This window comes from Geobacillus sp. E263, assembly GCF_007197795.1.
In the GTDB taxonomy this organism is placed as follows: Bacteria; Bacillota; Bacilli; order Bacillales; family Anoxybacillaceae; genus Parageobacillus_B; species Parageobacillus_B toebii.
In genome coordinates this window covers 3,281,595-3,307,417 of sequence record NZ_CP041632.1, presented here as the reverse complement: position 1 = coordinate 3,307,417, position 25,823 = coordinate 3,281,595, and the positions used below count along the sequence as shown (strand labels likewise).

The 25,823-nt window shown below is 40.5% G+C and carries 20 protein-coding genes and 3 pseudogenes; 13 read left to right on the top strand and 10 right to left on the bottom strand.

From position 1 onward, the window contains the following. The first annotated feature begins 164 nt into the window (after positions 1 to 164). On the top strand, positions 165 to 1,823 hold the full coding sequence (locus tag FNL97_RS16860; protein WP_015863777.1) for an IS1634 family transposase: 1,659 nt from the start codon (positions 165 to 167) through the stop codon (positions 1,821 to 1,823). Between the two features lie 180 nt (positions 1,824 to 2,003). On the opposite strand, the gene FNL97_RS16850 is transcribed toward FNL97_RS16860, so the two are convergent. Further along, a complete protein-coding gene (locus FNL97_RS16850) occupies positions 2,004 to 2,390 on the bottom strand; it encodes a hypothetical protein (RefSeq protein ID WP_047817660.1) in 387 nt (128 codons plus the stop codon). Positions 2,391 to 2,630: 240 nt separating this feature from the next. On the opposite strand from FNL97_RS16850, the gene FNL97_RS16845 reads away from it, so the two are divergent. Continuing rightward, positions 2,631 to 3,812, top strand: a complete 1,182-nt coding sequence (locus FNL97_RS16845) for an IS701-like element ISBsm1 family transposase (RefSeq protein WP_143416230.1) — start codon at positions 2,631 to 2,633, stop codon at positions 3,810 to 3,812. A 363-nt stretch (positions 3,813 to 4,175) separates the two neighbouring features. On the opposite strand, the gene FNL97_RS18630 is transcribed toward FNL97_RS16845, so the two are convergent. The 4 genes and pseudogenes from FNL97_RS18630 to FNL97_RS16830 form a co-directional block, all read right to left on the bottom strand. Beyond that, on the bottom strand, positions 4,176 to 4,703 hold the full coding sequence (locus FNL97_RS18630; protein ID WP_062754107.1) for an IS630 family transposase: 528 nt from the start codon (positions 4,701 to 4,703) through the stop codon (positions 4,176 to 4,178). Further along, positions 4,687 to 5,247: an IS630 family transposase gene (locus FNL97_RS18625; RefSeq protein ID WP_286173419.1), complete on the bottom strand. Its 561-nt coding sequence runs from the start codon at positions 5,245 to 5,247 to the stop codon at positions 4,687 to 4,689. Before FNL97_RS18625 ends, FNL97_RS18630 begins: the two co-directional genes overlap by 17 nt. A 186-nt stretch (positions 5,248 to 5,433) precedes the next feature. Further along, positions 5,434 to 6,325: pseudogene (locus FNL97_RS18945) on the bottom strand (transposase). 214 nt (positions 6,326 to 6,539) lie between these two features. After that, entirely contained in the window at positions 6,540 to 7,988 is a 1,449-nt protein-coding gene (locus tag FNL97_RS16830; RefSeq protein WP_062898466.1) for an IS66-like element ISBst12 family transposase, read from the bottom strand. 364 nt (positions 7,989 to 8,352) lie between these two features. Here FNL97_RS16830 and FNL97_RS16825 point away from each other — a divergent pair, with 364 nt between their 5' ends. The 3 genes from FNL97_RS16825 to FNL97_RS16815 all read left to right on the top strand — a co-directional run bounded on the left by FNL97_RS16825 (position 8,353) and on the right by FNL97_RS16815 (position 13,684). Continuing rightward, positions 8,353 to 9,753, top strand: a complete 1,401-nt coding sequence (locus tag FNL97_RS16825; protein ID WP_143416229.1) for a radical SAM/SPASM domain-containing protein — start codon at positions 8,353 to 8,355, stop codon at positions 9,751 to 9,753. 837 nt (positions 9,754 to 10,590) lie between these two features. Continuing rightward, entirely contained in the window at positions 10,591 to 11,847 is a 1,257-nt protein-coding gene (locus tag FNL97_RS16820; protein ID WP_143416228.1) for an MFS transporter, read from the top strand. A gap of 178 nt (positions 11,848 to 12,025) precedes the next feature. Then, positions 12,026 to 13,684 carry an IS1634 family transposase gene (locus FNL97_RS16815; protein ID WP_143416227.1) on the top strand — a complete coding sequence of 553 codons (1,659 nt, stop codon included), beginning with the start codon at positions 12,026 to 12,028 and terminating at the stop codon, positions 13,682 to 13,684. A gap of 136 nt (positions 13,685 to 13,820) precedes the next feature. On the opposite strand, the pseudogene FNL97_RS18785 reads toward FNL97_RS16815, so the two are convergent. Next, positions 13,821 to 14,044, bottom strand: a pseudogene (locus tag FNL97_RS18785) (ISNCY family transposase); the annotation flags it as partial. A 914-nt stretch (positions 14,045 to 14,958) separates the two neighbouring features. On the opposite strand from FNL97_RS18785, the gene FNL97_RS16805 reads away from it, so the two are divergent. Next, positions 14,959 to 15,438 (top strand): flavin reductase family protein, encoded by a 480-nt coding sequence (locus FNL97_RS16805; protein WP_003247648.1) that lies wholly within the window; start codon positions 14,959 to 14,961, stop codon positions 15,436 to 15,438. 579 nt (positions 15,439 to 16,017) lie between these two features. Continuing rightward, positions 16,018 to 16,725, top strand: a pseudogene (locus FNL97_RS16795) (IS256 family transposase); the annotation flags it as partial. A gap of 372 nt (positions 16,726 to 17,097) precedes the next feature. Here the strand turns inward: FNL97_RS16795 and FNL97_RS16790 are convergent. Beyond that, positions 17,098 to 17,439, bottom strand: coding sequence for a helix-turn-helix domain-containing protein (locus FNL97_RS16790; RefSeq protein ID WP_143416226.1), 342 nt, complete (start codon positions 17,437 to 17,439; stop codon positions 17,098 to 17,100). A gap of 209 nt (positions 17,440 to 17,648) precedes the next feature. Here FNL97_RS16790 and FNL97_RS16785 point away from each other — a divergent pair, with 209 nt between their 5' ends. Continuing rightward, positions 17,649 to 18,140, top strand: coding sequence for a hypothetical protein (locus FNL97_RS16785; RefSeq protein WP_143416225.1), 492 nt, complete (start codon positions 17,649 to 17,651; stop codon positions 18,138 to 18,140). A 91-nt stretch (positions 18,141 to 18,231) separates the two neighbouring features. Here FNL97_RS16785 and FNL97_RS18095 read toward each other — a convergent pair whose 3' ends face one another. After that, the gene (locus FNL97_RS18095) at positions 18,232 to 18,408 is read right to left on the bottom strand and encodes a hypothetical protein (RefSeq protein WP_172713588.1); all 177 of its coding nucleotides are present in this window, start codon (positions 18,406 to 18,408) and stop codon (positions 18,232 to 18,234) included. Between the two features lie 669 nt (positions 18,409 to 19,077). Between FNL97_RS18095 and FNL97_RS16780 the strand changes: the two genes are divergently transcribed. Next, positions 19,078 to 19,617 carry a hypothetical protein gene (locus FNL97_RS16780; RefSeq protein ID WP_143416224.1) on the top strand — a complete coding sequence of 180 codons (540 nt, stop codon included), beginning with the start codon at positions 19,078 to 19,080 and terminating at the stop codon, positions 19,615 to 19,617. 124 nt (positions 19,618 to 19,741) lie between these two features. Here the strand turns inward: FNL97_RS16780 and FNL97_RS16775 are convergent, their stop codons facing one another. Beyond that, complete coding sequence (locus FNL97_RS16775) at positions 19,742 to 21,190, bottom strand: IS66-like element ISBst12 family transposase (protein ID WP_062898466.1); 1,449 nt, start codon at positions 21,188 to 21,190, stop codon at positions 19,742 to 19,744. A gap of 268 nt (positions 21,191 to 21,458) precedes the next feature. On the opposite strand from FNL97_RS16775, the gene FNL97_RS16770 reads away from it, so the two are divergent. The 4 genes from FNL97_RS16770 (at position 21,459) to FNL97_RS16755 (ending at position 25,060) form a co-directional block, all read left to right on the top strand. Next, positions 21,459 to 22,007: a TlpA family protein disulfide reductase gene (locus FNL97_RS16770; RefSeq protein WP_172713587.1), complete on the top strand. Its 549-nt coding sequence runs from the start codon at positions 21,459 to 21,461 to the stop codon at positions 22,005 to 22,007. A gap of 171 nt (positions 22,008 to 22,178) precedes the next feature. After that, entirely contained in the window at positions 22,179 to 23,489 is a 1,311-nt protein-coding gene (locus FNL97_RS16765; RefSeq protein ID WP_286173416.1) for an IS4 family transposase, read from the top strand. Positions 23,490 to 23,781: 292 nt separating this feature from the next. Next, the gene (locus tag FNL97_RS16760; RefSeq protein ID WP_286173415.1) at positions 23,782 to 24,138 is read left to right on the top strand and encodes a putative RNA methyltransferase; all 357 of its coding nucleotides are present in this window, start codon (positions 23,782 to 23,784) and stop codon (positions 24,136 to 24,138) included. A gap of 172 nt (positions 24,139 to 24,310) precedes the next feature. Continuing rightward, positions 24,311 to 25,060, top strand: a complete 750-nt coding sequence (locus FNL97_RS16755) for a MerR family transcriptional regulator (protein WP_143416222.1) — start codon at positions 24,311 to 24,313, stop codon at positions 25,058 to 25,060. Between the two features lie 125 nt (positions 25,061 to 25,185). Here the strand turns inward: FNL97_RS16755 and FNL97_RS16750 are convergent, their stop codons facing one another. Continuing rightward, a complete protein-coding gene (locus FNL97_RS16750) occupies positions 25,186 to 25,641 on the bottom strand; it encodes a DUF2269 family protein (RefSeq protein WP_062756457.1) in 456 nt (151 codons plus the stop codon). Positions 25,642 to 25,823 lie beyond the last annotated feature (182 nt).

Below are 25,823 nucleotides of genomic sequence, written 5' to 3'. Positions count from 1 at the left end.
ATTATGCCTCTAACGTTTTAACGTTAGAGGCTATATTTTTAGGAGGAAGATCTAGATTGAATAACTCACATTTCGCACCCTCTCGACGAAAATCGGGAGGATTTTTTCGTTCCGATGTCGAATGAATCCTTGACACACAAGGAACGTAAAGGAGTTTTTCACTTATGAACGTTCAAGTCAAAAAGGTCTATCGCAATTCTTATTTGAATATAATAAGTGCCCTATTCAAGAAACTGGGTCTGCCTCAATTGATTGACCATCTCGTGCCCGTCGATCCGCAGTGCCAAACGCGAGTCAGCGATGCTGTTCAGGCCATCCTCTACAATGTGTTTGACGGCCGGCAAGCCCTTGTTCACTTGGAACATTGGGCTCAGGAGGTCGATTGTGAGAAACTCATCCGTCCCGATCTCCATCCTTCCTGGTTGAACGACGATGCGTTGGCCCGTCATCTCGATCGCCTGTATGAGGCTGGCATTCACAACGTCATCAGCACTTGCTTGATTCATATTTATCGAAAAGAAGGCCTTTCCCTCCGAGCCTTCCACGCCGATACGACGGACAAGACCGTTTACGGCGCGTATGAATCGGCCTCGTTAGAGGCCTTACAAATCACACATGGCTACAACCGCCATCATCGTTGGCAAAAACAGATCGGTTTCGGACTGGTCGGCAACGAGGACGGCATCCCGTTTTACGGCGATGTGCACGATGGCAACCTGCCCGATAAAACATGGAATCCCGAGGTGCTGTCTCGTGTCCATGAACAGCTGAAGCAGGCCAAAATCGAAGACGAATGGATTTACGTGGCCGATTCCGCCGCGATGACGAAAGAGACCCTGGCGCAAACCAAAGCGGCCAACGCCTTTTTGATCACCAGAGGCCCTTCGTCGCTCCGGATCGTGAAAACCGCGCTGGCCGAAGCGGATGCTGAGGACACGACGTGGAGCGATCCCTTTACGTTGGCGGAGAGAAACGGCGCCACGTACCGGGTATGGGAAACGGCCTCGACGTATGAAGGCCACCCCGTTCGGCTGATCGTTGTTGAATCGAGCGCGCTCGACCAGCGAAAAGGAAAGACGCTTGAAAAAGAACGAACCAAAGAAGCGGAGCTTCTTCGCGAGGAACAAGCCCGTTGGGAGCGTCACCCCTTCTCCTGCCGGGAAGATGCCGAACAAGCCTTGGCGTCCCTCAAGGCGTCCCTTCGCCCCCGGTTTCATCGGGTTGAGGCCGCGGTCGAAGAGATCGTACGCCTGAAAAAACGGCGCGGACGGCCGAAAAAAGGGGCGGAACCCGAGGTGGAGACGCTGTATTTCTTGCACCTTGACGTCGAATTCGACCAAGACGCGTGGGAACAGGCGAGACGGAAAGCGTCCCGGTTTGTCCTTGTCACGACCGTTCCGAAGGAATGGAAGGGCCAACCCATGGATGCCCAAGAGATCTTGAAGCTGTATAAAGGGCAGATCTCTGTGGAAATGAACTTCGCTTTTTTGAAAGATCCGTTTTTCACGGATGAGATTTACGTCAAAAAACCAGAACGGGTCGCAGTATTAGGCTATTTGTTTCTGTTGGCCTTGGCTATTTACCGCGTTTTTCAGCGCCGAGTGCGTCAGTTTATTACTCCAGAACACCCGTTGAAGGGTCCTGGAGGCCGCAAGCTGACCCGGCCGACGGGACAGGCGATTTTTCAGCTGTTTCAATATGTGAACGTCGTCCTGTTCAAGCTGCCGGATGGGCGCATCCAACGCTCACTGGATCGCTCCCTTACCCCTGATCAGCGAAGGATTCTGCAGGGATTGGGCATGGATGAGAGCATCTACGTGTAACGTGATACGGAACGACCAGCGATGGTAAAAAAAGGATTGCCATCGCTCGTTGTGTTGGTCAAAAAGTTATTCTGAAAAACTAAATAAAAAATCCTTTGTTTTGACCTTGTTAGGGTGCGAAATGTGAGGAATAAAGAAAAATTTTTAGCTATCTGTCAAGATGTTTTTGGCAATTTAAAATCACATAATTATACTTTCATCAGGATCACTATTTTCAATAGTTTTTGTTAACCTTGTAGTATCTGGACCTAGATACACTTCATCTCTATCTTCACTCTCGATAGTAAAGGTGCGTTTAGTGGTATCGGGACCTATAAAATACTCATTTTCATCACTATTCTCAATTGTTGCTGTTTGACGCGTTGTTTCTGGGCCGAAATACATCTCGTCTGGATCGATGTTTTCAGTTGTCTCTGTCATTATTGTTGTTTCTGGACCTATTCTTAATGCTTTTATGTTCTTTTGCTCATCAATATAGTTTATTTGTGTTTCATTGTCATAATACAGAACTGGAACCTTCTTTAAGTAGTATTCTTCAGCGTAATTAATAATATATGGCTTTTTCATTTACTCTCCCTCCTCTAATAAAATTATACCAAAATTTGAAAACGTATTGTCATTTATTTCAATTATCTCAATATCATTAATATTATATGTATGGAGGAATTCTAATAGTTTTTTATAGTTACTGTAGATGAGCAAATTCACTAACATAAATTTACATCGAAACAAAAAAGGAGACATGAACCCGATTCCTTGGTTAGAATAGATGTGCTACCAAACCATTCACAAGGAGGTTCATGTCTCATGAATAGATTAGCACATCATCAAGGAATTCACAAGTTTTTCACGATGTTGGGGTTGACCCTTTATTTTTCAAAACCTGTTATGAAGCATCTCGTTCATATCGTGGATGCGATGATCACGAAGGGCTTTTCGGGAACATTGACCGATCTTCATCATGGGAGCTTTCATCCGAACCACCGCACGACACTCAGCCATTTTTTCACGAAAAGTCCGTGGGAGGAAGAGACACTGCTTCGCAAACTCCAGCAGTGGATCCTTCGTCGTGTCGAACGCATCGCCAAACAGGAGAATCAACCCTTGTTTGTTTCGATCGATGATACGATTTGCCAAAAAACCAAGCCTTCGTCACGGGCAACACACGCGATTCAGGGATGTGATTGGCACTACTCTCACTCAGAGAAAAAATCGATTTGGGGCCATTCTCTTGTTTGGTTCATGGTTCATACTGCAACCCAGGCGTTTCCCTTTGCCTTCCGCCTCTACGACAAGACGGCGGGAAAAAGCAAAGGGGAACTCGCGATCGAGATGCTTTCTTCGTTGGATGTACGCCGTCCCGTTTATGTGCTGATGGATTCGTGGTATCCATCGAAAGCGCTTGTGGAAGCTTGTCTGAAAAAAGGATTCCACGTCATCGCGATGCTCAAGACGAACCGGATTCTCTATCCGAACGGCGTTGCCGTCCAAGCGAAGCAGTTGGCCCGCTCCATCGAACCGAATGACACTCACCTCGTCACGGTGGGAGAAGAGCATTATCGCGTCTATCGTTACGAAGGAGCGCTCAACGGTCTCGACCATGCGGTGGTGCTGCTCGCTTGGAAAGCCAATCAGCCGATGACATCGGAACATCTTCACTGCGTCTTGAGCACCGACCGGGAGCTAAGCGATGAAGAGATCTTGCGCTACTATGCCCAACGCTGGTCGATCGAATGCTTTTTTCGACAAGCGAAAGACCAGCTGAAGCTCGATGGGTACCGTGTTCGTCAGGTTCGGGCGGTGAAACGCTACTGGATCTTGGTGCAGCTTGCTTACGTATACAGCCTATTCGAGTCGAACAGCGATTTTTCTGATGGGCTCGATCTCTTGCGCAAGAGAAAAGGACATAGCCTCGTGGAGTTCATTTACTGTGCAGCGAAACAAAATATTCCCATTGATACCGTGAAAAAACAGCTCCATGTGGCATAAGGGGTACCCTGTTTGTTTCTTTTTACATGGTAATTATTGTTATGAAAATTGCTCATCTACAGATAGTTATTATTTTGATTATCTGATAGTACTACAACCTTTACATACTTGTTTTCCAATAAACCTTCTTTTATTTGATCCAATTGTTGATTATTATCTTTTAAGAATTCTTTTAAAGAGTTAGAATCTTTTAAATGAATAAAGTTTGAGTTAGTGTTTTGAACGTGCACAGGTTTATGATTAAGATGGTAGTTTTCTGATATATACTGATCCAAATTATAAATAGAAATGAAAGCAATACACCAAATAATGATAGCCGTCATATATTTTTCTATATTTTTGATTATTGTATATAGATTCAGATTAATTTTCCGACATAACTATCTGTCCAATGCGTTGGAGCACTTTTTCTGGAAATTGAGTGAGATGCTCCAAGAACGAAACAATCGATTCCCGCAACTCTTTTCGATTGGCATGAAACCGATTGGCAATCACGCTCTCTTTCAGCCATCCCCAAATCCGTTCGACCAAATTTAAATTCGGTGAATACGGAGGTAAGAATATCAAAGTCAACCGTTCTTCGTGCTCATGTAGAAAAGGCTGAAGAATTTTGGCGCGATGAATTTTTGCGTTATCCAAGACCATCACGACATGTTTATCCGGATACTGGTCCAATGTGTATTGAAGAAATTGCAGAAAAGCCTGTGCATTGCATTGATTGGTTTCCATACAGTGAAATTCCCCCGTTTTGATATTCACACCGCCTAATAAGCTAACGGTTGCGTGATGTCCATACGTAGGGATTTGTTTTTGACGCCCTTTCACACTCCATGTGGCCCGTAGAGTTTGGTAATCCCGAATATGGCTTTCATCTTCATAGATGATGACCATGTTGTCGGACAAGTTTTTTTATGAGTTCCATCTCCTGTTGAAACTCTTTTTGTTTTTGTGGATTGGCCCGTTTGAGGGTATACGTAGGGCGTGTATAGCGAAATCCCCATCGATGAAGCATATCACCAATACCGCCACGGGACATGGTGACAGAAAATTTCTCTTCTAACACATGTTGAATAATCCGGGTATTCCAGCCCGTTTCAATGCCGTATCCTTCATCGGCAGGAGTGCTTTCTTCCAGCATTTTTTTTAATTCCCGTTCTTCTTCTGGAGATAGATACGGCTTTCTGCCCGGGGCGTATCGACGTTCTAATAGCGCATCCATCCCACCTTGATTAAACTTTTGCACGTAAATCGAAACGGTCTCACGGTGGAGATTCAAGAGCTCAGCGACTTGGATCCCCAAATAGCCTTGCATAATCAGACGAATGACTGCAATTCGTTTTGCCATGTTCGCCTTTTTCATTTTGCGTTCCTGTTCTTGAAGACGTTCGATCGTCCAACCATGATCGTTTGTAATTTGTAATCCTTTTTTCCTCATTCTTCTTCCGCTCCTTTGATTTACTCATTTAGGAGCAGTATAGACAAGGATGCAGGTTGATTAAACATGTCGGAATTTCAAACTGGATTTATATAGTATGACTATAACTAGGTAGGCTTTTTAATTTGTCTCTGTTAAATTTTATTGCTGATTTTCTTGTTAAACTATCCTGATGGTGTTGTAAAACTAGAGTAAAAACTTAAAATTGTGTATAAGTATGCATGTCTGCGCATGTAACCGATAACAGAGAAACCCATACCAATGTGGTTGCTCCAATCTGTTGATCTTTAACTGATTAAATACTCGTTCGATGGCACGACGGAGACTGAATAACCACTTTCCCAATCGGGTTTTCAAGAAGGCAGGAATCACACGGCCATAGGCATCTTTTCGTCATCGTTATTGTGTCGGTTAATTAGAGAAACTAAAAAGATGTCTACCTGCTCGGCTGTTTGACGGATCTGTTCACTGTCATAGGTAGCATCACCAAACGCAAACTCGATGTCCCATCCTTGTAGAGACGAAAGTAGTTCCGGTGTCACTGCCGCATCATGTCGATTGGCTGTTGCCATGACATGCGATAAAATAATTCCTTCCGTGGTCGTGCAAAGATGAAGTTGATAGCGTTTGAACCAACGATACTGAATGGACATCCCCCATTTGGTTTGGGAACCGTATAGGCTGCTTCGGAGAGTGGTACTGTCGATGACGACGACGTTTGGCTTTTGAACGTCTAAATCGCTAGGAGTCGGGCGTTGAAATCGGAAAATCCTTGTTCTTGAAACCATGGGCTGGCTCGGGAAAATGTCGACAGATGGAGAACCTTTGAAAGCCCACAAATTCGTCGAAAATAGCCAAACCGGCGAAGAATATTCACCAACTGTCGTAAAGAGTCAATGGCAAAGTAAGTTTTCAAAAAGAAACATTTCAGTAAGGCTTTTTTCGATACCGGTGGTCTTCCTGTCACATTACGATGTTTCTAGAAAAGGAAGTTGGTCAATGTATTGAAATAATGCCTCTCTAATAAAGGATCCATTTCATCTGTCCACGCAAGTTCGATCACGAAATTGGAAATCATGATAGTGTCCACCCCTTGGAAATGAGTTTTTGGTCACTATATATAATTTCCAAAAAGGGAGTGGATTTTTTGCATCCATTATGGATTTTGCAACACGTTCTTATATAAAAAAGGTGTTGTTGCAAAAAAATTATAATTTTGGTAACTATTCACCCCAGTGCTAGTGTATAAAAAAGCCCAGCACAAATAGGGCATTTCGGTCATAGAAAATGCCCTAGGTAGCGGAAAGAACTCGATCGATCGTTTCGCCTGCCAACAGAAGACATAACGAATCCCACACGTTTTTTTCGTGTTTCGTCAGTGTGGAAACGATGCTTCTTGCGATGCAAAACGACTGCGCGAATGTTTCTTCGCGAAACGTACCCGAAATGTTCTCTTTGACTTTGACCATGCGAAGATCGCGTTCGGCTTGGTTGTTATCAAAGGGAACATGTACTTCACGTAAGAAACGCAGCGCTTCTTCCTTTCGTTTTTGAAGGCGTCGAACAAAAGCGAGTGCTTTTTTCGGAAGAGGCGTCATCGTTTCTAATCGGTGTTGTGCTCTTTCTAGGATGCGATCATACACTCGTTCCCACCGTCTCGCTTCTTCTTCGGAAAGTGCACCGTGATGGGCTTCGACGGCTTGCTTGGCGGCTAACAGAAACGTGGTCATGCGCATCGCCCACGTATGCCCCTGTTCGATGAATCCTTTTAACTCACGCAAATGGTGGGCATGACAAAGGGCATGGGTGGCATGTGTGTATTTCGGATACGTACCGAACGCATCGTGCATCATCGTCCCTTCATATCGGGGAAGAATCCCGATATCATCGGTCGCTTTTTTTCCACGAGAAGCGTGAGGAGCCAAGTATGTATATCTCGATGTACACGCGACATGCACCCATGCGAGTTTCCCATTGATGCGCAAACTCGTTTCATCGACATGCAGGATGTTGGATTCAAGTAAGGCGTCTTCGATGATGTCCATATTTGATTCCAGCGCTTCGCGTCCTCGTTTCACCATATTGGCAAGGGTTCCTGTACTAATCGAGTGTTGATATAACGCTTCGATTGTATCACTTAAACGCTTGTACGGGATCAATTGGATATGATGTAAATAAACAACGAGCGCCGTGAGCCGTGGACCGTATTGCACATGATTCGTGACATGGGATGGGAATTCGGCTTGTTGCACGCATCGACAATGTGGACACGATTTCACTTCACGTTCATGTTGTGTCACCTCGATCGCCACAGGAGGGACATCAAACACTTGACGGATATCGACTTTGAACGGTTTGACTTCACGCAAAGAAGCTCCACATCCTTGACACGTATGCACACGGTGGACGACACGATGATGTGGATGTTCCACTTGACGGAGCGTCTTCCCCTCATGTCCCTCTTGCCCACCAGGCTTTTTGCCAGACGGCTCGCGGGAGGAACGCTTTTTCTCAAAACGGTCAGAAGATGGGGGCAAATGGCTATTGGAGCTGTTTTTTTTCGTGCGTGCTTCCAGCTCTTGAACACGGTACTTCAGTTGTTCATTTTCTTTGCGTAGCTGTTTGTTTTCGTGACGCAAATGTTCATTTTCTTGAATGAGTTGATGAATGAGCTGTTTTTGTTGTTGAACTTTGCCGATTAAGCTCTCAACTGTAAATACAGCTTGTTGTACCGTCAACATGCGATTCACCTCCTTGTCTATCAATATTCACATCATAGACAAGGAAAGAAGAAAATATTCAGCTCACTTTATGATGTGGCTGAATAGTTACTAATTTTGTTATTATAAGTATGAAATTATTAACTGTTTTATATTTTTTGATTATTAAATTATTTATTCTACTTACTTATCTACCCTCGATTTCTTGCCTGCTCTGTTTAAAAACAATCCTACTCAGAATCTCTATGGCATTCCATATTAGATTGCAACAAGGAATTTTGTCACTTTTTATCCCTACGTCTATGTTCGTATAAAACGGATATTACGATTATTTAAGGACTGATTATGAAACGGAATTCCAACATGTATAAGGAGGGACGAAATATTGCCTGAAAGAAAATTAAATATTAGGAATAATCCTTATGATGTGAGAGATAACGAATGGGTTGCATCAAGGTTTAATGTAATTAGCCGTGGGGAAGATGGTACTTTAATTATTTATAATAGTTTTACTGGCGCAATGGGAGGAATTCCTAATGAAAAAGAGAAGGAGGCCCTATATATTTTAAGAAAAGGATATGTGGGGGAACCAAAGGGAATTGCAAAGGATTTAGTTTTAGGAGGAATGCTTGTTAAAAAGGGCACGAATGAGTTTCGACGTGCTGAATTATTAAAAAGAGGTTTATATAGATCGGATTACTTGCACCTTATAATTATGCCTACCGAAGAATGTAACTTTCGGTGTACCTACTGTTATGAGACATTTCCGAGGGGAAGAATGGAGGCTGAGGTAATAGAAGGAGTAAAAAATCTCATAAGTTCACGTATTCAGGGCATACGTAATTTAGCTATCAGTTGGTTTGGTGGAGAACCATTGATGGAGCCAGATATAATAAAGGAAATTACTGACTCTTTTCTTCCTTCGATAAAAAAATATAATATCAATTATAAATCTAGTGTCACAACAAATGGCTACTATTTAACACCCGAATTATGTAAAGAACTCGTGGATAGAGGAATAAGAACTTTTAATATTACTTTAGATGGTTTAGAGAAAGATCATGACCTTGCTAGGATTTTAAAGGGAGGAGGAAAAAGTTTTAATACAATTATTAATAATTTAAGAGAACTAAAAAATACAGATATAAACTTTAAAATTAACATTCGAAATAACTTTCATCCTAAAACTGATATAGATAATTTTATCAAATTCTTACAAAAAGAGTTTTCAGGAGATTTGCGTTTCAATGTGTATTTCCGTCCTGTTGGGCAATGGGGTGGGGAAAACGATGAAAATTTAGAAGTTTGTAAAGGTAAAGAAGCAAATAAAATAATGTTGGAAGCTGATATGAAGGCTGTTAAGCAAGGGTTGCCTATAGTCACTTTGAATGAGTTTTTACAACCACTTGGTTCTATATGTTATGCAGCTAAACCAAATTCTTTAGTAATTGGTGCTGACGGAACCCTTTATAAATGCACAGTTGCATTAGAAAGTGATTTTAATAAAATAGGTAAGATTAATAAGAATGGTGATCTGGATATTGATTACGATAAGTATGCTCTGTGGATTTTAAACGAAGCGGAAGAAGACGATGTTTGTCAAAAATGTTTCTTCAGACCATCTTGTCATGGCTCTGCTTGTCCTTTAGTAAGGATAGAATCTGGGACAAGACCGTGTCCAAAAGAAAAAGAAAGTATTAAGGAAGTTCTAAAAATTCTATGGGAACAGCATAAAAAATTTCCGGGTAAAGCTGCTGAACCAATGACAGTAGGAAATATGGATTGAGTTTATATATTCTAAATATTATGGTGGTTATAATTTCTATACTGAATAATGATCCTTACCAAATATGCTAACAGGGTACTTCGGTCACAGTTGTTTTCTGCAACTAAAAATTTAAGCAAAATGCAACGAAAAAGTTTAGCACACTATTAATATAGATTGATTTCCCGACATATACAAACCATTTTGATCGTTTTTAGTCGATTTAAACGGTATTGCTTATGTCGGTTTTTTAATCTGAATTTATATAGTTATCAGACTAGAATTTTCAAAGGATTTTAATTTTTGAAAGACTATTTCTATAGAGGGAGGAGGTGATAAAAATGGAGTGGATTAAGCATGGTGAACCAGTAATGGATGTCATTAAAAATGCAGTATGTGGAAGTGGATGCTAAAATAATTTGTTGTCTCAAGGGAAGTGCAGGGGTAACTTCCCCGAGCCCTTCCCTATAAATTCAGATTGAAAACGTGACATAAAAGAAATTTATTAAGTTCAAATTAAAAAACGACATAAGCAAGATGTTTGAGTCGATTAAGGGAACGGTCAAAGTGATTTGCATATGTTGGAAAATTACTATTTGTAGTATTGGGATAATATACCGATGAAATACATATATTGGGTATTCATTAAGAGATGTACTTGATTTTTTAACAGAATGATGCTGAAGGCGTGCGTAGATCTAGATGATAAGATAATATAAAGGATAATATAAAGTAAAAAGTGAGTGCACCTATTTCAAACAATTGATTGTTTGCCAAGTACATTTTGTGGTGATGACCCTCTATGCGTTAAGAAAAAGAGAATAGGATCTATTATCATATAAAAGGGGGGAGTAGCAGTTGCAAAATGAGATGTATAAAAAACTTCAAACCGTATTGGTAAATTCTGATTTTTTTTTATTGTTGTTAAGCAGATTCATTTCCCAACTCGGTGATAAGATTTTTTTGCCGGCAATTTTGTGGTTTTCCGTTGATTCCGATCATGGATCATCAACAAAAATAGGGATTATTTCGCTTGTTATGGTTTTACCTGTTCTTTTTAACATTTTTACAGGGGTATTTGTTGATCGATATGATAAAAAACGAATGATGCTGTTTTCTGACTTCATACGATTTTTTCTATGTATTGCCTTATACATAAACGAAGTGGCCTTTCACTTTTTTTGGCCTGTCATCGTCATTGTGTTTGTCATTGAGCTGCTCGGGCAATTCTACAATATATCCTCTGCTGCTATCATCCCAAGTATAACGAGCCAAGATCAATATTTAAAAGCGAATTCGTACCTAACAATGATAGAAAATGCAACATCCATTATCGGTTTTGCCTGTAGTGGGGTATTAATCGGTCTTCTCGGTTTTCAATACATCATTTTCATTAATGGCATATCATTTTTCATGTCCGGGTTATGCATATGGAAGATGAAATATGTGAAATCCAATGAAGTTCAAGTGAATCAAGCCAAAAAAGAATTTAAAAAGGAATTTCTGGAAGGAGTTAAAGTAGTAATTGGAAACAGCATCATTAGAAGATTGATTATTACCATATTCATTGTGAACCTCGCTTCTGCTTCATTAGAAATGCTAATCACTATGTGGGCTCATGATATATTAAGAATAGGGTCGGAAAAATACGGGATAATGTTAACTGCGATACTTGTCGGTTCTTTAATTGGAAGTGTAGTAACCAATATAAAGGTTATTAAAAAGCTTAATCCCGAAACTGCCATTTCGTTGGCTGTTGTTACGTTTGGTTTTGCCTTATCTTTCATAACATTTTTCAAAAGCTTTATCTTAAGTTTATTCGTTTTTTCTTTCGTTGGCATTTCCTTATCCATAGCTAGTATCCATTTTTCTACTTTAATCATGAATAATACTGAAAAAGATCATTTAGGAAAAGTGTTCGGGATGATCCAAGTGTTGATAAGAGGGGGACAGCCGTTAGGCATTACCATTGTCACAGCTTTATTACAGTTTGTGCCGGTTAACTGGATGATCTTTAGTATTGGGGCAATTGTTTTCATCGGAGGATTGTATTTAGTTAGTACTTTTCGCATACCGAATATCAATCGGGAGCAGAAAAAGCAGTTGGGTACATGATGATGTACCCGTTTTTTATAAACTATGATGGTGTTGCGAAACTAAAGTAAACACTCGAAGTTATGCATAAGGATGTAACTCACATTTCGCACCCTCCCGACGAAAATCGGGAGGATTTTTTCATCCCGATGTTGAATAGGTCCTTGGTACACAAGGAAAGCAAAGGAGTTTCCACACCATGGACGTTCGAATTCGTGCTATTTATGAAAGTTCCTATTTGAATATAATAAGTGCCATCTTCAAGGATCTTGGCCTCCCCCAGCTGATTGACCGGCTGGTTCCGGTGGATCCCCAATGCCACACCCGAGCCAGCGATGTGGTCTGGCTGCTCATCCTGGATATCTTAAGCGGCCGTCAAGCGCTGGTTCATTTGGAACGATGGGCGCATGAAATCGATTTGCCCAAGCTGATCCGGCCGGAGCTCCAGCCTTCTTGGTTCAATGACGATGCCATCGCCCGCCATCTGGATCGCCTGTATGATGCCAACATCCATCAAGTCATTTCGGCTTGCCTTGTGCAGATCTACAAGAAGGAAGGCATCCCCCTTCGGGTGTTCCATGCCGATACGACCGATGTATCTGTTTACGGCACGTATGAATCGGCCTCGCCGGATACCCTGCATATTGCCCATGGCTACAACCGACAACACCGTTGGCAAAAGCAGATCGGCTTCGGACTGATCGGCAACGAGGATGGCGTTCCTTTTTATGGAGATGTGCACGACGGCAACCTGCCGGACAAAACGTGGAATCCCGAGGTGCTGTCCCGTGTCCATGAGCAGCTGAAGCAAGCGAAGATCGAGGACGAATGGATTTACGTGGCAGATTCCGCCGCGATGACGAAGGACACGCTGGCGCAAACGAAAGCGGCGAACGCCTTTTTGATCACCAGAGGCCCGTCGTCGCTCCGGATCGTGAAAACCGCGCTGGCCGAAGCCGATGCCAGGGACACGACGTGGAGCGATCCATTTTCGCTGGCGGAGAAAAACGGCGCCACGTATCGGGTATGGGAAACGGCATCGATGTATGAAGGCCATCCGGTTCGGCTGGTCGTTGTCGAATCGAGCGCCCTCGACCAACGGAAAGGAAAGACGCTCGAAAAAGAACGAGCACAAGAAGCGGAGTTTCTTCACGAGGAACAAGCCCGTTGGGAGCGCCACCCGTTTTCGTGCCGGGAAGACGCCGAACAAGCCTTGGCATCCCTCAAGGCATCCCTTCGTCCCCGGTTCCATCGAGTGGAGGCCGTCATCGAAGAGATCGTGCGTCCGAAAAAACGGCGCGGACGGCCGAAAAAAGGGGCGGAACCGGAAATGGAGACGCTGTACATCCTTCGCCTGAGCGTGGAATTCGACCAAGACGCGTGGGAACAGGCGAGACGGAAAGCGTCCCGGTTTGTTCTCGTCACGACGGTGCCGGAGGAGTGGAAGGACCGACGAATGGACGCGAAAGAGATCTTGAAGCTGTATAAAGGGCAGATCTCGGTGGAAATGAACTTCTCCTTCCTGAAAGATCCGTTCTTTACGGACGAGATTTACGTGAAAAAACCGGAACGAGTGGCGGTGTTGGGCTATTTGTTTCTCCTCGCATTGGCCATTTACCGCGTCTTCCAGCGCCGGGTGCGTCAGTTTATTACGCCGGAGCGCCCGTTAAAGGGCGTAGGGGGCCGCAAGCTGACCCGTCCGACCGGGCAGGCGATTTTTCAGTTGTTCTGGTATGTGAAAGTCGTCCTGTTGGAGCTGCCGGATGGGAAAATCCAACGCGCGTTAGGTAAACCGCTCACCTACGAGCAGCGAAGGATTCTGCAAGAGTTGGGAATGGACGAAAGCATTTATGTCTAATCTCATAAGGAATGATGAGCGATGGTAAAAAAAGGATTGCCATCGCTTGTTGTGTTGGCTCAAAAAATATTTTAAAAAAATGAATAAAAAATCCTTTGTTTCTGCACTGCTGGGGTGCGAAATGTGAGATGTAACATCACACAAGCAGTACATATCGATGAAATCCGTACCTTCCACCCCATCACTCTTTAGGTCGTTAAATACCCGTTCAATCTCACACGGAAGCCCAAACAGCCATTGGCCAAATCTCGTTTTCAAAAAGACAGGAAGAACCAGTCTATCAGTATTTTTCCGTTCCCCGCTATTGCGGCGGTTGATGGGGAAGATGAATAGGATTCCTGCTTGTTCGGCTGTTTGTCTTGAATAAAAACAACTAAAGACCATAATAAAAAGTGATCTTTTTCTTTTAGTCAAAAAATCAACAATAAAATTTAACTGTTAGTGGCAATCAGAAAATGTACAGTTTGTACAGTTTGGTAATTAATTGTATGCATCTATTTTGCATAATTATAACTTGATATGGAGTGGCGGTCATGATAGGCTCTTTTGCCTAAAAAGCCACATAAATTTACCTCTTTGCATGGAATCATGACCGCAGAGGCCATATGTCAAGTAACGTAGCGTATAATTTAATATTCAATCAAACCAATACTCTTATTTGCCATTTGGTACATTTTCTAATCGCCAAAAACAATTTAACAGATCCTTTAATTTAAATGTTATTACATAGAGGTCATTGTTGAAGTAAAATAATGTAATTTTGTGGTGAAATAACTTTAGTTAATCTGTATTTGTATAATAAATACAACAAGTTTCGGGAGAATCTTAAATACAAATAAAGGAATTTGAGTATACAACAATTTTGTCACTTTTTAATTGGCTGATTCAAAAAATTGTAAAATAAGTATACAACTTTTTTGTTACACCGTTCATATTTCTGAACGGTGTTTTGCTTTTTCAATGAACTTTTCAGTATACAACTTTTTTGTCACTCAACAGTATACTGGGTCTTTTAAAGAGGGTGTCCCATTTTCTGCTTTTGGGACACCCTCTTTTTTAAGGAATATCCTTCCATTCTCTTTTCCAATAAAGGATTATACCATCTGTCGTTTTCTTGAAAACTTGTGTTCGGCCGCTGTATTCTAAGTTGTGAAATTTCCCTTGTCTCCTAAAAATAAAAAGCTGGACATATATTATTAGTTTGAATAAAATGGAAAATAAGAACATTTACACAACTGAAAAACGCGATTTTTACGGAAGGAGGAGTTCCATACATGGATGCCAAGGCGAAAAAAACGGCTTTACGCGGAATTACATACGGTTTATACATTGTCGGCACAAAAGATGAAAATGGCGCTGCCAATGCTTTTGCGGGAAACTGGCTGACACAAACGTCTTTTAATCCTCCATTGGTAGCGGTTGCAGTGAAAGTAGGCACCCGTTCCCAAGAGCAAATTGCCAAAAGCGGCGTATTTAGCGTCAATATTTTAGAAACAGGCCAAAAGGATATGGTCACCGCTTTCTTTAAATCTTTAGAACCGGAAGGAAATAAGCTGGCAGGGTACGAATTCTATACCGAAGAAACAGGATGCCCGATTTTTAAAGATGCGCTCAGTTTCTTTGAGTGCAAAGTCGTCGAAAAAGTAGAAAAAGGCGATCACTATATTTATGTAGGCGAAGTAATCAATGCGGGTGTGCATCGGGAAGGCGATCCGCTGACACTGAAGGAAACCGGATTTTATTACGGGGGGTAATTTGGCGACTCCTAACGTATAAGCCAGTTATAAGCGGTTGCGAAGGGAACGGATATGAAAACCACTGCATGTATGGGATGAAGCAGGCTTTTTCCGCCTGCTTCATCCTTTTAACATATTTACCGAGAAGTCTCTCACCTCTAAAACAGAGTGTAGGTAGGAGATGATGTTGAGTGACAAAAAAGTTGTATACTCGATTTTGATTAATTAAAATTTTTAGGGCGACGATTTGAGTATTTATTTTTTGGCTCTGTTAATCAATACTGTTGATTAATTTAAAAAAGTAAAAGCGACCATACTAAGAAAGGTCGCTTTAAAAACTATCTTATACTTTTTGCGAAGTTTTTATAAAGCGAATTAAAATTGCAGTTCCTATAATGTTTGAAATTATACTTATTCCAATCAATACACTCCATATAGGGGTAGGTAAGGTAAGAGTTAACGATAACATTAAGAAAACAAAACCAAGTAACACGAAAACAAAACCTATATTTTTATTATTCAAATTCAACACCTCCCATTTGTATATTGTAGCAAATATTTGCAATTATTTAACACAGCCTTTGTAAAAAATGCTTTATGGATGGTTTATACGTAAAACTTCGTCGCGAAACCGTGGAGAAAGAAGCCATTTATGTGGTGTTAGGGGTGAATGAAGAAGGATATCGCGAAATTCTTGATTTCTTTGTGGGAGGACAAGAAAGCGCCTATGGATGGCGGGAGATTCTCAAACAGCTCTACAAAAGAGGCGTCAAGGAAGTGCTTCTTGGCGTCTTCGATGGATGCCCGGGGCTGGAGGAAGCCTTTAAGGCGGTGTATCCGAAAGCCGATGTGCAGCGTTGTGTCGTTCACAAAGTCCGCAACACCCTCAGCCGTGTTCGGAAAAAAGACCAATTCGAAGTGGCCGAGGATCTCAAGCTGATTTATCGCGCGCCGAATAAGGAGATGGCGTTACAAATGTTTCAACAGTTTGAGTCGAAATGGTCCAGCAAATATCCAAGAGAAGTTCAATCTTGGGCCAATGAGTTGGATGTCCTCCCTACATTTATGGATGATCCAAGCAGTATTCGAAGTGTGATTTACACGACCAATGCCATCGAACGAACGATCAAAGAGATTCGGAAACGTCTAAAGCCGATGAACAGTTTGAGCAGTTTAGAAGCCGCGGAAAAAGTCGTGTATTTGACGATTCAAGATTTTAACGAGAAATGGGCAGGGCGAAAGTTAAGAGGATTTGCCGAAGCGCAGGAAGCCCTCCAGCGAATGTTTGAAGAACGTTACAATTAACCAAATACTGTAAATAACAAAGTAAGGGGATGCTCCCTTTCCGCACAGGAGACAGAATATTCTGTCTCCTGTGCGGAGGAAACCGACTCCTTATCCATTCTAAATCCATTCAGAGATACCCTATCTATCTTTCATTACACAAAATTCTTGACGGTACCTTGTTCTACATACTTTTCCAATCGATTAAAAAATTAAATCCATCTATTTAATTATGAGTAATCCTATATTAACATAAGTCTCTGCTGTCAATACAATCCATTCTATATATATTTTCTATTGCGAATATTCTTGATTAAACTACTTCCCCTTGCGAATATAGCCAAAGGAGTTTTGCCAAACTTTCAGCACTTTCAACTTTCTCTGGAACCCTAACTATAAATTCAATGACTGCTTGCATACCGTCCTGTTGAGTATGAAGGAAATCGTTCTATTATCTACTTCGATTCTTAATTGAATTCCTTCATTTTCTTCACGGTTTTTTGCCAAACTTAATAACTCGAAAATATCTGCTTCTAACGCCTGTCCAATTCTGATTATTTTACCAGCAGATGGATTTATTATGCTGGCACTTTCTAACTTCGATAAATATTCCACATCATTAATGCCTGTAATTCGTGACAATTCAAAGTAGTCCATCTGTTTCTCATTTCGAAGTTCATAAATTTTGTTTGCAAATGCATATATTCCCTTACTTTCATTTTTATTTTGTTTCATTGATTGTAAAGTCTCCTTCCAAGTTAGTATACCACAAATATACCACACCTGATTTTATAAGTAAATAAAAATTTTATTATAACTCTTGAGTAAGATATCTGTCAATTATTTTTTACCAAAAAATAAATTGATTATATAACATTAATAGAGTTATAAACATAAAATAAAAATCTATAATATAGCAACACAAAAAGAAAGGAGGCGTATACATGAACAAAGACAACTTATTAGCAATGAGTAGCAAAGAACGTGTAAAAATCGTCAACGAACTACTCAAAAAGGAAGGTTTTGATTTACAAAAAGTTGCAGATTACTTCAATATAAACTACTCTACTTTTACGAAATTGATGCAGGAAGATGATTACGTCTATATCAAGCGTGAAAATCAATACTACAAATTTATAAGGGACGAAAGCCAAATTTCTCCTAATTCGATCAACACTGATAATGACGAACTCACATATATCAAAGATCACTTTCATACACTAAAGTCGATAATTGAACAATACGAAAATAGAGAGGATTTCTTTATCGATAAACGTATTTTCGACACATCCTCAAAAATTTCAACAAAAAATTTTCGAATTTCCGATGATCTGTACAATCAGTTCGTTAAAGTATGTCAACAGAAATTCCCTCACCTGAAGATACAAGATATTCTTTCCCAATTAATTTTTAACTTTGTAAATCGATATTCATAACATGCGCATTTAAACAAAAAGCAGTTCCTTTGTTTGCACATAGCAAATAAAGGAACTGCCTTTTTTCGAAACTATATTTCATTTGCGTTTGTCATTTTTTGGTATTTAACTTTCGAGGTAAAAACGATGGGAAATTGAGTTTCGGATTTTGTTGCTTTTCCATTTGGAAAGGAAGTTCTTTGGCAAAGGTAAAAATGCTTTCTGGAACTTGGATGTGATCCATCGATTTTTCGATTTTCCGTTTCCAAAAATCATCTTGAAAATTCATCGAAGTTCCTCCCCCCGCTCTCCTTGATAATATTGATAAAGTAAGTTTCTAACTTCATTAGAATTCATCGTCTTCCGAAATTTTATTAAGTGTGGTTAGTTTGTTTTTTCAAACGTACTGTTTATAACTTCAATTTTTTAATCCACACTTTTTGGGTATTCTATATAATATTTACTTTTGTTAAAAATTTTACACAACTTATAAAGATTGCAATAATCACTCTGTACAATAGTAAATATTATTCACCCAATATAATAACATATTTTAACTTTCATTACAAAATATACTTTAAGACTTGATGTTTTAAAGAAATAAGTCGTCAAATATTTTATTTTAAAAAGATTGTCACCTCAAAATTTCAATATCCCATTTTTGTGGGTGGAGGAAGCTTTCTGTTGAAAGATACCATTAAGTAACTTCTCACATTCGCAAGGGTTGCTCCTGATCCCAATTTGCTAATGTTGTTACATTCCTAACGATATTAGAGGCGCAAACAAATAATAAAGCGTAAAATTTCAATCAGCTTCAAAGTGATGGACTATACAGTTGATAAAACAATGCATTGGGAAGGAAAGAATTAAAACTCCAACAAAAATTTTACATATAAGGAGTTTATCCAGATGAAAAATGTGGTATAATTTATAAAAAATATTCAAAAGAGGTGATAAGATGAAAAAATTCATTTTCTTTTTAATTTTATCGCTGCTATGGATTGCTCCTTTCACAGCATTGGCAAAAAACAACCAAGATATTACAGGGGCAATTAACGAAGAGTTCAAAAAAACTCTTACCTATTATAAGGATAATTCTGCTAAAATACTCGACAGTATAACAACTTCTGCCGAAGTCACTGAAGGAAATACAAAACAAACCAAAAACATTAAGGTGGTATTGGCAGAAGGAAAAGAAGTTAGAGACAGCATTTTTTATTTTGATGCAAAACAGATATACTATTATGATCTAGATGAGCAGAAACTTATCGATTCTGCATCAGTCACAAAGAATGCTCAAATAAAAAGTTTTGTGAAAAAATACGAGGATGAAGTTGGAAAACGGATAAATCCTTTTTCATTTGCCATTTTTATGATCGCACTGTTTATCACTATTATTGTTCCCCCTGTTTTCGGAGCTTTGTCCAAAAAAAATTATTCGTCTTCGTCATACAGATTGCAATTTGAACAAGCTGATGCTGGAATGTTCCGAAATTAAGAAATTAAGCTAAAATAAATAAGCTGGCGTATTCGCCAGCTTATTTATTTTGTAACTATTCACCCCAGTGCTAGTGTATAAAAAAGCCCAGCACAAATAGGGCATTTCGGTCATAGAAAATGCCCTAGGTAGCGGAAAGAACTCGATCGATCGTTTCGCCTGCCAACAGAAGACATAACGAATCCCACACGTTTTTTTCGTGTTTCGTCAGTGTGGAAACGATGCTTCTTGCGATGCAAAACGACTGCGCGAATGTTTCTTCGCGAAACGTACCCGAAATGTTCTCTTTGACTTTGACCATGCGAAGATCGCGTTCGGCTTGGTTGTTATCAAAGGGAACATGTACTTCACGTAAGAAACGCAGCGCTTCTTCCTTTCGTTTTTGAAGGCGTCGAACAAAAGCGAGTGCTTTTTTCGGAAGAGGCGTCATCGTTTCTAATCGGTGTTGTGCTCTTTCTAGGATGCGATCATACACTCGTTCCCACCGTCTCGCTTCTTCTTCGGAAAGTGCACCGTGATGGGCTTCGACGGCTTGCTTGGCGGCTAACAGAAACGTGGTCATGCGCATCGCCCACGTATGCCCCTGTTCGATGAATCCTTTTAACTCACGCAAATGGTGGGCATGACAAAGGGCATGGGTGGCATGTGTGTATTTCGGATACGTACCGAACGCATCGTGCATCATCGTCCCTTCATATCGGGGAAGAATCCCGATATCATCGGTCGCTTTTTTTCCACGAGAAGCGTGAGGAGCCAAGTATGTATATCTCGATGTACACGCGACATGCACCCATGCGAGTTTCCCATTGATGCGCAAACTCGTTTCATCGACATGCAGGATGTTGGATTCAAGTAAGGCGTCTTCGATGATGTCCATATTTGATTCCAGCGCTTCGCGTCCTCGTTTCACCATATTGGCAAGGGTTCCTGTACTAATCGAGTGTTGATATAACGCTTCGATTGTATCACTTAAACGCTTGTACGGGATCAATTGGATATGATGTAAATAAACAACGAGCGCCGTGAGCCGTGGACCGTATTGCACATGATTCGTGACATGGGATGGGAATTCGGCTTGTTGCACGCATCGACAATGTGGACACGATTTCACTTCACGTTCATGTTGTGTCACCTCGATCGCCACAGGAGGGACATCAAACACTTGACGGATATCGACTTTGAACGGTTTGACTTCACGCAAAGAAGCTCCACATCCTTGACACGTATGCACACGGTGGACGACACGATGATGTGGATGTTCCACTTGACGGAGCGTCTTCCCCTCATGTCCCTCTTGCCCACCAGGCTTTTTGCCAGACGGCTCGCGGGAGGAACGCTTTTTCTCAAAACGGTCAGAAGATGGGGGCAAATGGCTATTGGAGCTGTTTTTTTTCGTGCGTGCTTCCAGCTCTTGAACACGGTACTTCAGTTGTTCATTTTCTTTGCGTAGCTGTTTGTTTTCGTGACGCAAATGTTCATTTTCTTGAATGAGTTGATGAATGAGCTGTTTTTGTTGTTGAACTTTGCCGATTAAGCTCTCAACTGTAAATACAGCTTGTTGTACCGTCAACATGCGATTCACCTCCTTGTCTATCAATATTCACATCATAGACAAGGAAAGAAGAAAATATTCAGCTCACTTTATGATGTGGCTGAATAGTTACGTTTTATTTAAATCTGAATACTCCATCAATTATTTTACCGTTCAAACTTTATTATCTTTCATTATCGTAAGTGTATTTTTAATATATGTTCAAGTTTTAAAGGAACTCAAAAAAATAAGCGAGATTATGCGATTTGTTTTTAAATATATTCACTAGAATTTAGAAAGGATGATAGTTATGCTTTCAAATACTCTACTTTTTTTAGTAATGACACTTTTACTTATTCAATCATATATAATTTACTCTATTATTAAACTTGTGAGAACTTTTTTATCCGAGATTAGAACTGTAAGAGGGATCCAGTTTGGAAGTTTACAAAATGGAGACAAAGCTCCAGCTTTTCGTGCTTTAGATTATCAAGGCAAAAAAGTGATTTTAAAAGAAATATTGAAACAACAAAAAGCCCTGTTATTATTTATTAGTAGTGCTTGTCCAACATGTAAGAGAGTCGTGAAAGAGTTATCTAACATTAGCAATCGAGCTAACTTTAAAATTATATTAATAAACAACGATGAAAGTAATAATGATCAGCTTGTTTTAGAAAACATCGATGAATCAATAATATATATCAAAGCTGCATATCTCTTTAATACATATAAAGTGAATAGTACACCTTATGTATATTTGATAAATCAGTCAGAAGAAATTGAAATTAGTACGGGAATTAAAAATCCTAAAGAACTAAGCCTTATGTTAATTGACGAAGATTTTAGAGCAACTAGCTAAAAGATTACCTAATATTTGTTTGATTACACTTCAAAATCCAAACAATCATTATTCATGAAAAAAAGGGTGAGAAACTCCATACCCATCAAGTTAAGAATTTTGGTCTTTGTGCATCGTCAAAAACATGGTATCCTTTCTAACGAACACTCCACGTTAGAAAGGATTTTTTTCATGGAAAAACAAATGAAAGCATGGATTCAAACCATTCGTCAACTCTTTTCTCCCGAAGAATTAACCCGTCTCGCACGGAAAACAGGCTTTATCCGGCGGCAGCGTTCGTTAACGGCGGAAGCCTTTCTGACTCTCTGTGCATGGGGAGATGGCTCACTGGCCAAACAGTCGCTTCAGCGGTTGTGTGCGGCCTTGACGCTCTGGCATGGCTGTTCCCTTTCAAGCGAAGGCTTGAATCAGCGTTTTACCGATCGGGCCGTGGCATTTTTGCGAGAAGTGTTTTTCCTTCTCCTCCTGCATCAACGTCCATTGCTTTTGTCAGCCATGGAGACCTATCGAACTTGTTTTACCCGCCTGCGGATTTTGGACTCAACCAGCTTTTTGGTTCCCGCTGACTATGGGGAAGACTATCGAGGTTCCGTTTCGTCGGGGGTGAAAATTCAGTTTGAATATGACTTGTTATCCGGCGCCTGCCTTCAGCTATGCGTTCAATCGGCCAATGACTCGGACGCTCGTTTTGCCTATCATGCCCAGCATACGATTTTACCGAATGACCTATGTATTCGGGATTTGGGCTTTTTCTCCGTTGCCGCACTGGCCGAGATCGACGCCCGCGGAGCGTATTATATTACTCGGCTCCGTTCCGATATGAAAGTGTATATCAAGGAGAATGGCCAGTGGAAGGAATGGGATTGGGAATCCCTTGGGAATCAATTAGAGGAAGGGGAATCAGTGGAAATGGAACATGTATACATCGGACATGAACGCTTGTATGTTCCACGGTTGGTTTTCCGCCGTCTGACGGCGGAAGAATGGCAAAAACGGATGGCGTATGTGCGGAAAAAGGAAAAAAGAAAAGGGAAGGCGCTGGCACGCCAAACCCTCGAACAAAAGAAATACCACATCTTACTGACGAATTTACCACAAGAGTCGTTTGATGGTCAACAGGTTTATGAGCTCTATTCCCTGCGCTGGCAAATTGAATTGTTGTTTAAAGCCTGGAAATCCGTATTTGATTTGGAGAAAGTCAAGGAGATGAAAAAAGAACATTTCGAATGCCATTTATACGGGACGTTGATTGCCATTTTGGTCACCCAGACGTTTCTGTTTCAAGCTCGGATGTATTGGCATCAAAAGGAAGACATTGAAATCAGTGAACGGAAAGCGCTCGATCTTCTCCAATCGTATTGCACCAGTTGCTTTTGCGTTCGCATATGGCGGAAATCAACCTTTTCTCTCTCCTTTCCCTGTTACGAAAACATGCCAAGAAAGGTCGAAGGAAAGGGGAAGAAACGGCATCAGATATCTTAACGAAATTAGAGATATGGTAGAATTAGATATGGATATAAATACCAAATACCCCTCTTCTGGAGGGGTATTTGGTATGCCCAATAATGGATGTGATCCCCATCATTCACTGCGGGGATGAACACGAGTATCGTCTTAAAAATTTTATACCGCTAAACTTGACGGGTATGAGGTAAGGTTCTCCTTTCTCTGGAATGTGTTGGTCCAAATCAGAGAATACCCTACCTTTTTTCTTTTGGTCTAGTAAAATGCTTTACACAAAATTTTATACATCATCTGAGGTGTCTTTGTCCAAATGAACAGAAAAGTAATAAGCGCAAAACTTATGAATAAATTTGAAGGGATTTTTCAATGTCCTATTTGTTCGTCCCCTATGGGAACCGTGGACTTGAAAAGTTTGGTTTGCTCTAACAACCATACTTTTGATATCGCTAAGCAGGGATATGTAAATTTGATGACTCGTTCTCTCGCAACGAAGTACGATAAGGAATTATTTGAATCACGTAAGATTATTGCTGAAAATGGATTTTTTGAACCGTTATACAAGATGATTAGTGAATGGATAAAAAATGAAGTGCATTTAGAGGCATTGTTAAATATGAATTTAACCGAAATAACCATCGATCTAGATATTTTAGTTGGAAAAAAATAAGGCCATATGGCTTTGTTTAGAAAGCCACATAAACAGAAGAAATTGCTGTTTTTTACACCGTTCGGATCTCTGAACGGTGTTATGCATATTTTATACGTTTATTTTTCAAAACTCATGTTGACTCTCACGTTGCGTGATACTTTATAGTGAATGGTGAAGGGGGGCCAAAACGATGGCAATGAGAGTGAAAGAAGTGGCGGATTTAGTTGGCATTAGTGTGCGCACACTGCATTATTATGATGAAATCGGGCTATTAACCCCAGAGAAGACAACCGAAGCTGGTTACCGCCTTTATACAGATGCTGATCTTGAGAAATTGCAACAAATTTTATTTTTTAAAGAGCTTGGCTTCCCTTTAAAAAAGATCAAAGAAATTATCAATAATCCTTCGTTTGACCGATATGAGGCGTTGGTGCTGCAGCGGAAAATGCTGCTGGAGAAACGCAGGCGGCTCGATAAAATGATTGCGACAATTGATAAGACCATTCAGCACATGAAAGGAGAAATTCAAATGACAAACAAAGAGAAATTTGAAGGTTTTGATTTTCGTCATAATCCATATGAACAAGAAGCACGTGAACGTTGGGGAGATGAAGCGGTCGATAAAGCAAACGCTAAAATCGGGAGCATGTCTAAAGAAGAACAAAAAGCTATGGTTCAAACAATGAATTCGATCTATCAAAAACTTGCAGCCCTTCGCCACGGCTCGCCTGAATCAGAAGAGGCGCAAGCGGCAATTAAAGAATGGTATGACTTTTTGAACAATAACTTTGGCAATTACTCGCTCGAAGCGTTCAAAGGATTAGGGCAAATGTACGTGGACGATGCACGCTTCACTAAAAACATCGACCAATTTGGAGAAGGCCTGGCAAAATTTATGCGCGATGCCATGGCAGTCTTTGCGGATCAAAACAAAAAATGATGTGAACAAAAGCAGGGCAATGCCCCGCTTTTGTTCAGACTGGTAATTTGAGAGTTCGGGTTTTGCTAAATAGACGGATGAAGGAAAAAGGCTATTTATGAATTTTTCTGCATATCACCACATGCTCAAAATGGTTTTAGAATCATAAGTGCAATAATGATTAAAAAAATACCGTTTTCTATGCGCTCATAACGAAAAAGCTGATTGGATAAACGCGTATATTCCTCTGGTATGTCTTCTCCCTTATAAGTTTCTAACAAATGTTTTATTGGTCTTGATTTAGGCGCTAATACAAGCGGTCCCATCGCGAGTGCAATTAAGAAGAGAACAAGGCTTGTCACATACCAGCCCATCTGAAATAAGCTTCTATTTAAAAATCCCATTAACAAACCTGTAATAAGTAAAAGTGTGCCTCCGATCATAGTGAAGGTATGCAGCTGCCGTCTAATTGCGTAAGCATATTTAAGTTGCGTCATTGTTTTCGCGGGTTTTACGACATGCATTAAAATAAAACCCGGTCCCATACCTAATATCGCTGAAAAAATATGTATAAAAACAAGAATTTTATAAAGTGATGTCATGAGAATCCTCCTCTCTGTTGAGGCAAGTTGCGCTTTCTACCTTATCATACACCATTTATTCTTATATAACGCAGTGATATTTCATACAAAACAAGAAAATAATGTGAACAAAAGCAGGGGATTGCTCTGCTTTCGCTGCTTATACCGCAAAATAAGTTTTTGCTTAAGTAGATGGTGATACA

Excerpts from the sequence above, each read along its gene's own strand:
- FNL97_RS16845 (WP_143416230.1), top strand. The coding sequence starts at position 2,631 with ATGAATAGATTAGCACATCATCAAGGAATTCACAAGTTTTTCACGATG.
- FNL97_RS16805 (WP_003247648.1), top strand. The coding sequence starts at position 14,959 with ATGGATGCCAAGGCGAAAAAAACGGCTTTACGCGGAATTACATACGGT.
- FNL97_RS16790 (WP_143416226.1), bottom strand. The coding sequence starts at position 17,439 with ATGAAACAAAATAAAAATGAAAGTAAGGGAATATATGCATTTGCAAAC.
- FNL97_RS16770 (WP_172713587.1), top strand. The coding sequence starts at position 21,459 with ATGCTTTCAAATACTCTACTTTTTTTAGTAATGACACTTTTACTTATT.
- FNL97_RS16760 (WP_286173415.1), top strand. The coding sequence starts at position 23,782 with ATGAACAGAAAAGTAATAAGCGCAAAACTTATGAATAAATTTGAAGGG.
- FNL97_RS16785 (WP_143416225.1), top strand. The coding sequence starts at position 17,649 with ATGAACAAAGACAACTTATTAGCAATGAGTAGCAAAGAACGTGTAAAA.
- FNL97_RS16830 (WP_062898466.1), bottom strand. The coding sequence starts at position 7,988 with ATGTTGACGGTACAACAAGCTGTATTTACAGTTGAGAGCTTAATCGGC.
- FNL97_RS18095 (WP_172713588.1), bottom strand. The coding sequence starts at position 18,408 with ATGAATTTTCAAGATGATTTTTGGAAACGGAAAATCGAAAAATCGATG.
- FNL97_RS16755 (WP_143416222.1), top strand. The coding sequence starts at position 24,311 with ATGGCAATGAGAGTGAAAGAAGTGGCGGATTTAGTTGGCATTAGTGTG.
- FNL97_RS16850 (WP_047817660.1), bottom strand. The coding sequence starts at position 2,390 with ATGAAAAAGCCATATATTATTAATTACGCTGAAGAATACTACTTAAAG.
- FNL97_RS18625 (WP_286173419.1), bottom strand. The coding sequence starts at position 5,247 with ATGAGGAAAAAAGGATTACAAATTACAAACGATCATGGTTGGACGATC.
- FNL97_RS16860 (WP_015863777.1), top strand. The coding sequence starts at position 165 with ATGAACGTTCAAGTCAAAAAGGTCTATCGCAATTCTTATTTGAATATA.
- FNL97_RS16775 (WP_062898466.1), bottom strand. The coding sequence starts at position 21,190 with ATGTTGACGGTACAACAAGCTGTATTTACAGTTGAGAGCTTAATCGGC.
- FNL97_RS16765 (WP_286173416.1), top strand. The coding sequence starts at position 22,179 with ATGGAAAAACAAATGAAAGCATGGATTCAAACCATTCGTCAACTCTTT.
- FNL97_RS18630 (WP_062754107.1), bottom strand. The coding sequence starts at position 4,703 with ATGGTCATCATCTATGAAGATGAAAGCCATATTCGGGATTACCAAACT.
- FNL97_RS16750 (WP_062756457.1), bottom strand. The coding sequence starts at position 25,641 with ATGACATCACTTTATAAAATTCTTGTTTTTATACATATTTTTTCAGCG.
- FNL97_RS16780 (WP_143416224.1), top strand. The coding sequence starts at position 19,078 with ATGAAAAAATTCATTTTCTTTTTAATTTTATCGCTGCTATGGATTGCT.
- FNL97_RS16815 (WP_143416227.1), top strand. The coding sequence starts at position 12,026 with ATGGACGTTCGAATTCGTGCTATTTATGAAAGTTCCTATTTGAATATA.